Source organism: Propionivibrio sp., from assembly GCF_029255185.1.
GTDB lineage: Bacteria > Pseudomonadota > Gammaproteobacteria > Burkholderiales > Rhodocyclaceae > Propionivibrio.
On the sequence record NZ_JAPUVO010000117.1, the window covers coordinates 65,239 to 73,000 of the forward strand.

The 7,762-nt window shown below is 58.2% G+C and carries 9 protein-coding genes; all 9 read left to right on the forward strand.

The annotated features are described in order from the left end of the window. Positions 1-163 precede the first annotated feature (163 nt). Positions 164-445: a hypothetical protein gene (locus Q1J43_RS10820; protein WP_366141882.1), complete on the forward strand. Its 282-nt coding sequence runs from the start codon at positions 164-166 to the stop codon at positions 443-445. 103 nt (positions 446-548) lie between these two features. After that, positions 549-1,022 (forward strand): WbuC family cupin fold metalloprotein, encoded by a 474-nt coding sequence (locus tag Q1J43_RS10825; RefSeq protein WP_301102509.1) that lies wholly within the window; start codon positions 549-551, stop codon positions 1,020-1,022. 58 nt (positions 1,023-1,080) lie between these two features. Then, positions 1,081-2,730 carry a phospholipid carrier-dependent glycosyltransferase gene (locus Q1J43_RS10830; RefSeq protein ID WP_301102510.1) on the forward strand — a complete coding sequence of 550 codons (1,650 nt, stop codon included), beginning with the start codon at positions 1,081-1,083 and terminating at the stop codon, positions 2,728-2,730. Continuing rightward, the gene (locus tag Q1J43_RS10835) at positions 2,727-3,098 is read left to right on the forward strand and encodes an SMR family transporter (RefSeq protein ID WP_301102511.1); all 372 of its coding nucleotides are present in this window, start codon (positions 2,727-2,729) and stop codon (positions 3,096-3,098) included. The genes Q1J43_RS10830 and Q1J43_RS10835 overlap by 4 nt, the downstream gene beginning before the upstream one ends. A 4-nt stretch (positions 3,099-3,102) precedes the next feature. Then, positions 3,103-4,251: a DegT/DnrJ/EryC1/StrS aminotransferase family protein gene (locus Q1J43_RS10840; protein WP_301102512.1), complete on the forward strand. Its 1,149-nt coding sequence runs from the start codon at positions 3,103-3,105 to the stop codon at positions 4,249-4,251. Further along, positions 4,248-5,189, forward strand: a complete 942-nt coding sequence (locus Q1J43_RS10845; RefSeq protein ID WP_301102513.1) for a glycosyltransferase — start codon at positions 4,248-4,250, stop codon at positions 5,187-5,189. The genes Q1J43_RS10840 and Q1J43_RS10845 overlap by 4 nt, the downstream gene beginning before the upstream one ends. Then, positions 5,186-6,094 carry a formyltransferase gene (locus Q1J43_RS10850; RefSeq protein ID WP_301102514.1) on the forward strand — a complete coding sequence of 303 codons (909 nt, stop codon included), beginning with the start codon at positions 5,186-5,188 and terminating at the stop codon, positions 6,092-6,094. Before Q1J43_RS10845 ends, Q1J43_RS10850 begins: the two co-directional genes overlap by 4 nt. Positions 6,095-6,116: 22 nt before the next feature. Then, on the forward strand, positions 6,117-7,160 hold the full coding sequence (locus Q1J43_RS10855; RefSeq protein ID WP_301102515.1) for a bifunctional UDP-4-keto-pentose/UDP-xylose synthase: 1,044 nt from the start codon (positions 6,117-6,119) through the stop codon (positions 7,158-7,160). 75 nt (positions 7,161-7,235) lie between these two features. After that, the coding region (locus Q1J43_RS10860; RefSeq protein WP_301102516.1) for a polysaccharide deacetylase family protein at positions 7,236-7,762 on the forward strand (527 nt) is incomplete at its 3' end.

Below are 7,762 nucleotides of genomic sequence, written 5' to 3' on the forward strand. Positions count from 1 at the left end.
CTATCCTAGTTTCAAAGATCGACAGGCTACAAACTTAGCCGGACATTATAATCAAAGACAGCGGAAAACACCTAGCCCTTTGTTGTTTTTTCTTATCTGAAAAAGAAATGGCTTTGGCAAAGCGCTGGAGGACATCCTGCTGAAAGAAGGGCAAACCGTCGAGTTGCTGACCGCTGCTTCCATTCGCCAGGCCTTTGTCGAGAAGGGCTACCGAATCGTCGACAGCAAAGAGAAGACCACCGACAGTACCTACGTCGTCGATGCCGAAATAAACAAGTTCTGGTCCTGGATGAATCCCGGCTTTGTGGCCATTACATTGAGCACCGAAATTTCAACCGGTCTCACCATCAAGTCGCAGGACGGTACAGAGAGGCAGACTGTTTCCGTCAAAGCCGCCGACAACTATCAAACAGATATGGAGGGCAACTGGAAAATGAAGGGTTGAAAGTTCGCCCGTTTTACTTGCGATTTTTGTCCAGGCACGAGGGCTGTTGCGTGCAACAGGTTAAAATCGCGCCTTGGCTCACTCTGAATGATTGCTGCGACAAATGAAACAAATCTCCGCATCCCAGCTCGATGCACTGGCCAGGACAGCACAGGCTGCTCCACGGCGCCGAGCCAATCTGAATCTGCATGAAATGCTGACGGACCCGGTCCAGCGACTGGCCATTGCGATGGAGCCCGAGACGCTGATTCGTCCGCACCGCCATCAGCAGACCTGGGAACTGCTGCTCCCCGTGCGCGGGCGCTTTGTCGTCCTGCATTTTGACAAGGCCGGGGTTGTCACCGGCCGCGCCGTGCTCGGCGAGGACACTGCCGCCCTGGAAACCCCTGCCGGGCAATGGCATGCCGTCCTCTCGCTTGATACCGGTGGCGTGATTTTTGAAATCAAGCATGGGCCGTACACTCCGATTGAAACGGTAGACTTTGCCCCCTGGGTTACTAGCGATGAGGAGCCTCAGGCGTTGTTGAGCTGGTATGGAACGGCCAGACTCGGCTCTAGTTTCGCTGATCTCAAATGAGCGAGCCTGATCAGTACCGCCTGACCATCATCACCGCGCTTCATGCAAGGTGTCCTGCGTGGCTCTGAAGAATCCTGACTCGCTGCCAAAACATGGGCTTCTGCTTTTCTGGTTGATTTTCGTCATCTTCTGGTTCGCCACCCTGGGCCAGCGCGCGCTGATTCACCCAGATGAAGGCCGCTATGCCGAGTTGTCCCTGGGCATGCTGCAAAGTAGCGACTGGGTAACGCCACGCCTTAACGGCCTTCTCTACTTTGAAAAGCCGGCGTTGCAGTACTGGATGGGCGCACTGAGTTTCCTCGTCTTTGGCATCAACGAATTCGCCGCCCGCTTCTGGCCCGCGCTGACCGGCATCCTGTCCGTCCTGGCCGTCGGACTGACGGCGCGCCGCCTGTGGGGCTGCGGGCAGTTTGCCGCGCTGGTTATGGCGGGTTCGGTGTGGGGGATTGCCAACAGTCATTTCCTGAACCTTGATATGGGGGTGACCTTCTTCCTGACGCTTACCCTGTGCGCCTTCGTCTGGGCGCAGCAGGACGGCGCCTCGCCCGCTGAGCGGCACTACGGTACGTGGCTGGCGTGGGCGGCGATGGCCGCGGCGACGCTGTCCAAGGGCCTGATCGGCATCCTGATTCCGGGTTGCACGCTGGTGCTTTACAGCCTGACCAACTGGCAGTGGGACGTCTGGCGGCGCATGCAATGGCTGCCGGGGATCGGCATTTTCCTGCTGCTGGCGGCGCCCTGGTTCTGGCTGGTATCAGAGCGCAACCCCGGCTTTGCCCACTTCTTCTTCATCCACGAGCACTTCGATCGCTTCCTGACCAATGAAGCGCGCCGCGAAGGTCCGTTGTGGTACTTCGTACCGGTACTGCTAGTCGGTTTCCTGCCCTGGATCTCGCTGTTGCCACGCCTCGTGCGCGAAGCCTGCCCACGCTGGCCGGGAGCGCAATTCAAGGCCGAGCGCTTCATCCTGATCTGGGCGCTGTTTGTCTTTGCCTTCTTCAGCAAATCCAATTCCAAGTTGCCTTCTTATATCCTACCCATGTTCCCCGCCCTGGCTTTGCTGCTTGGTCAAACGCTGTCCAGAATCCGGTCCGCCGAGCTGAAAAAACACCTGTGCCTGCCAATGCTCGTCTGGGGCCTGCTGGCCTGCGCCTATCCATTCATTGACCAATTTGCGTCGGACGCCTCGCCCCTGCCGGTCATGCAGCATCTTGCAATTTATCTGGCGCTGGGCGGCGTCGGATTTTTGTTGTGCGCGGCACTGGCCTGGTATTTTCTCGACCAGGGGAAAACCTTGCCTGCTATCATGCTGCTCGCTGCCGGAAGCCTGTGGGGTGTATCAATGGCCAGCCTTGGGCATAATTCCTTTGGTCAGCTCAAAAGCAGCAAAGGGCTGGTCGAACAAATCAGACACCATCTACGCCCGGATATGGAAATTTTTTCCGTGCGCACCTATGACCAGACCTTTCCTTTTTATCTGCGCCGACCGGTGATTCAGGTGGACTATGTAGATGAATTCGCCTTTGGCCAACAGGCCGAGCCGGACAAAGCCATCCCGACGCTGAACAAATTCATAACGCGCTGGCAAGCGGCACCGCATGCCATGGCCATGCTTGAGGAGCAGACATTCGAGGAATTGCAACGGGAGGGGGTGGCGATGCAACCGGTGTATCAGGACGTCCGGCGCATGGTGGTGATCAAGCCATGAAACTGCTTGAGTTTTCACTGATCCTGTTCGGAGTTCTGTTGAACGCTTTTGCCCAGTTGTTGCTCAAGGCCGGGGTGCGCCAACTGGGGCATTTTGATTTTTCCCTGGACAACACCTGGCCGGTGACCAGCGCTTTGGCTACCAATTGGCCCATTATTGGCGGATTATGCTGCTACGTGGTCAGTGTGGTGGTCTGGATCCTGGCCCTGTCACGGGTTGAGGTCAGTATCGCTTATCCGATGCTGTCAATCGGCTATGTGATCAATGCCGGGCTGGCCTGGTATCTGTTTGACGAAGCGGTGGGGCCCCAGCGTTTACTTGGGATTGCCGTGATTATTGTCGGTGTCATTATCGTTGCGAGAAGCTGAGCTGATGGACCATTTACCCCTGACTCTATTACCTTTTACCCGACCGGATATCGATGAAGAAACCATCGCTGCGGTAGGCGATGTTCTGCGCTCCGGCTGGTTAACCACCGGCCCGAAATGCAGCGAACTGGAGGCGGCCCTGTCACTGCGCGCCGGAGGGCGACCGGTTCGCCTGGTCAGTTCGGCGACTGCCGCGCTGGAGTTTGCCCTGCGTATTGCCGGCGTTGGCCCCGGCGACGAAGTCATTACCACTTCGCTAAGCTGGGTGGCGACATCCAATGCAATCCTGACCGTTGGCGCCCGGCCAGTCTTCGTCGATATTGATCCGGTAACCCGCCTAATTGACATGGCGCAGATCGATGCCGCCATTACGGCGCACACCCGCGCCATCATTCCGGTTGATCTGGCCGGATTTCCGGTCGATCGCGATCGGCTCTACACCGTCGCCGGGAAGCATGGACTGCGCGTCATCGAGGATGCAGCCCAGGCCCAGGGGGCGCACTGGCATGGGCGGGAGCTCGGCAGCTTTGGCGATCTGGTGGCCTTCAGCTTTCACCCAAACAAAAACATGACCACCGGCGAAGGCGGTTGCCTGGTCATGAATTCGGAAGTGGAAGCCAGCCAGTTTGAAAAGCTGCGGCTGCAAGGGGTCAGCCGCAACGCCGACGGCACCTACGACTGCGACCTGCTGGGCGGCAAAGCCAACCTGACTGACATTGCCGCCGCCATTGGTCTGGGGCAGCTCAAGCGGCTCGATGGATTCATCGAGCGCCGGCGTGAACTGGCCCGACTCTACTTTGCACACCTGGACGGATTGCCTCTGAACCTGCCGCCGGCCGACTTCGTGCACAGCAACTGGCATATGTTCCAGGTGCTGTTGCCTGCCGGACTGGCGGCGCGACGCGCGGACGTCATCCGCCTGATGCGCGAAGCGGGCATTGCGCTAGGCATACACTACCCGGCAATTCATCTAATGACGCTGTATCGCGAACTGGGCCTGGCTGCGCAAGCACTACCGCACACAGAATCGGTGGCGTCGCGCATTCTGACCTTGCCACTCTTCCCGGCCATGCAGGATGCCGATGTCAAGCGCGTCGCCCTGGCGCTGGATCGGGTGCTGCGTGACCTGGGCGCTGCCGGAGAGAGCGCATGAGCACTCCCAGACTGAGCGTTGTGATTCCGGTCTATAACGAGGAGGCCACGCTCACCGCCTTGTTTTCCCGACTGTACCCGGCTCTTGATGCGCTCGGGGCAAACTACGAAATCATTTTCATCAATGACGGTAGCCAGGACAAATCGGCGGCCATCCTCTCCGCGCAGTATCACGCGCGGCCAAAGGTGACGCGGGTTATTCTGTTCAACGGCAACTTTGGCCAGCACCGCGCCATTCTGGCTGGCTTCGCCCATGCCCGAGGCGAGTGTGTCGTCACCCTCGATGCCGATTTGCAAAATCCGCCTGAAGACATTCATCTGCTGCTCGCCGAAATGGACAAGGGCTACGACTATGTCGGCTCGATCCGTCGCCAGCGCAACGACAGTTGGTGGCGGCATGCCGCCAGTCGCGCCATGAATCGTCTGCGCGAACGTATTACGCGCATCCAGATGACCGATCAGGGCTGCATGATGCGCGCCTACAGCCGACGTATCGTCGATACCATCAATCAGTGCAATGAGATGAACACCTACATTCCGGCACTGGCCTATTCGTTTGCGCAAAATCCAACCGAGGTGATCATTGGCCATGAAGAGCGCTATGCCGGTGAATCGAAATACTCGCTCTATAGCCTGATCCGGCTAAATTTCGACCTGATGACCGGTTTTTCAGTCGTGCCGCTGCAATTTTTCTCGATGCTGGGCATGCTCGTTTCGTTCGGATCCGGCCTGCTTGTCGCCTACCTGCTGGCGCGGCGCCTGATTCTCGGTCCCGAGGAGGGCGGGCTGTTCACCCTGTTCGCGATTGCCTTCTTCCTGCTTGGCATTGCCCTCTTCGGCATCGGCATGCTGGGTGAATACATCGGCCGAATTTACCAGGAAGTGCGCCACCGTCCGCGTTATCTGATTGCCGCGATACTGCAACAGGGGGAAGAATGAGCAGTGCGGTCGTCTTTGCCTATCACAATGTCGGTGTCCGCTGCCTCTGCGTCTTGCTCGCTGGCGGCGTCGATGTGCGGCTGGTCGTCACGCACGAGGATAATCCGCAGGAACATATCTGGTTCGCTTCGGTACGCCAGTTGTGCATCGACAACAACATCCCCTGTATCACGCCAAGCGACCCCAATACGCCCGAGGTCGAAGCGCAGGTGGCGGCGCTTGGCGCCGATTTCCTGTTCAGCTTCTATTATCGCCACATGCTACGGGCGCCGCTGCTGCAAGCAGTGCGGCGCGGCGCCTATAACCTGCACGGCTCGCTGCTGCCGAAATATCGCGGGCGGGCACCGGTGAACTGGGCGGTGTTGCGCGGCGAGCGGGAGACTGGAGCAACGCTGCACCAGATGAATGTCAAGCCGGACAACGGGCCGATTATCGACCAGTTTGCCGTCCCCATCCTGCCTGACGACACGGCGCAGGAGGTATTCGTTAAGGTAACGGTGGCCGCCGAGCTGTGCCTTTACCGAACACTGCCGCAACTGCTTGCCGGCACGGCACTACATCGCCAGCAGGATTTGTCACAGGGCGCTTATTTTGGTGGTCGACAGGCCGAAGATGGCCGTATCGATTGGCGACAGAATGCACGCCAGATCCACAATCTGGTGCGTGCCGTGTCCCGGCCGTATCCAGGAGCCTTTAGCGATTTTCCGGCCGGCCGGCTGATCCTGTGGCGCACCCGGGTGCTTGACGAACTGAGCGTCAGTTCCGAGTCGGGCACCTTGCAGCAGCGCGCCGATCGCATCGAGATACACCCTGCCGGCGGCGGCGTTCTGCACGTCCTTGAGGCCGAACTGGCTGGCTCATCCCTGCGCACTACTGATGACTGGCCGCTGCCCCTTCCCTACTAATTCTTATTACCAGAGATCACCCATGAAAAAAATCCTGATTCTCGGCGTAAACGGCTTTATAGGCCACCATCTGACCAAGCGCATTCTGGAGACGACCGACTGGGATGTTTTTGGCATGGACATGTTCGCCGACAAGGTCGGTGAGTTCATGAGTAACTCGCGCTTTCACTTCTTCGAGGGCGACATCATGATCAATCAGGAGTGGATCGAGTATCACGTCAAGAAGTGCGACGTCATACTTCCCCTGGTTGCGATTGCGACGCCGGCAACCTATGTGCAGTCACCGCTTTCCGTCTTTCAGCTCGATTTCGAGGCCAATCTGCCGATCATAAAATGGTGCGTGAAGTACAAGAAACACGTGGTCTTTCCGTCCACCTCCGAGGTGTACGGCATGTGCAAGGACAGTGAGTTTGATCCGGAAAACTCCGAACTGATCTACGGCCCGATCAACAAACCGCGCTGGATCTATGCCTGTTCGAAGCAACTGCTCGATCGCGTGATCGCCGCCTACGGTCAGCAGGAAGGACTGAGCTACACCCTGTTCCGTCCGTTCAACTGGATCGGTGGCGGCCTCGATTCGATCCACACCAAGAAGGAAGGCTCCAGCCGCGTCATCACGCAATTCTTCGGGCATATCGTGCGCGGTGAAGCCATCAAGCTAGTCGACGGCGGCAACCAGAAACGCGCCTTCACCTACATTGATGACGGGATCAGCGCGCTGATGAAGATCATCGAAAACAAGGACGGTATCGCCAGCGGCCAAATCTACAATATCGGCAATCCGAACAACAACTACTCGGTCCGCGAACTGGCCACCATGATGCTCGAACTGGCCAAAAACTATCCAGAATATGCCGAAGGACTAGCTCAGGTAAAGGTCGTGGAAACGACGTCCGGCGAGTACTACGGCAAGGGCTATCAGGATGTGCAAAACCGCGTGCCGAAGATCGAGAACACCCGGCGTGATCTGGACTGGTCCCCGTCCGTGACCATGGCCGACGCCCTCAAGGGAATCTTTGACTACTACCGGAGCCAGCTGGCCAACGCCAAGGATTTGGTTAATTAATCGAATTTCTCTGCGAACTCTGCGTCTTTGCGATCTCTGCGTCAAAAGAGGTTCAACCAATGTGTTTGTAATCAAATGACCGCCAGACTGCTCGCCCTCAAGATTGATGTCGATACCTGGCGTGGCACCCGTGAGGGCGTGCCGCGCCTGCTCGACATTCTGTACCGGCACCAGGCCGCCGCCACCTTTCTTTTCAGCCTTGGTCCTGACCATACCGGTCGGGCGATCACGCGGGTGTTTCGCAAGGGCTTTCTGCAGAAGGTATCGCGCACCTCGGTGCTCGAACATTATGGCCTGCGTACCCTGCTCTACGGCACCTTGCTGCCAGGCCCGGACATCGGTCGCCGCGAAGCCAAACTGCTGCGCTCAGTACACGATGCCGGCCATGAGGTGGGGATTCACTGCTGGGATCATATTCGCTGGCAGGATCATGTGGCCGGGCAAAGCGCGGCCTGGACGCAGCGAGAAATGCACCGGGCCGCCACGCGCTTCAAGGAGATTTTCGGTTTCCCCGCGCGCACGCACGGCGCCGCCGGTTGGCAGATGAATCCTGCGGCCTATGCCGGTGAGCGGGAACTGGGCTTTGACTACGCCTCAGACGG

Bases quoted from the DNA above. Each gene is read 5' to 3' on its own strand.
- Q1J43_RS10825 (WP_301102509.1), top strand. From the start codon at position 549: ATGAAACAAATCTCCGCATCCCAGCTCGATGCACTGGCCAGGACAGCA.
- Q1J43_RS10835 (WP_301102511.1), top strand. From the start codon at position 2,727: ATGAAACTGCTTGAGTTTTCACTGATCCTGTTCGGAGTTCTGTTGAAC.
- Q1J43_RS10840 (WP_301102512.1), top strand. From the start codon at position 3,103: ATGGACCATTTACCCCTGACTCTATTACCTTTTACCCGACCGGATATC.
- Q1J43_RS10845 (WP_301102513.1), top strand. From the start codon at position 4,248: ATGAGCACTCCCAGACTGAGCGTTGTGATTCCGGTCTATAACGAGGAG.
- Q1J43_RS10850 (WP_301102514.1), top strand. From the start codon at position 5,186: ATGAGCAGTGCGGTCGTCTTTGCCTATCACAATGTCGGTGTCCGCTGC.
- Q1J43_RS10855 (WP_301102515.1), top strand. From the start codon at position 6,117: ATGAAAAAAATCCTGATTCTCGGCGTAAACGGCTTTATAGGCCACCAT.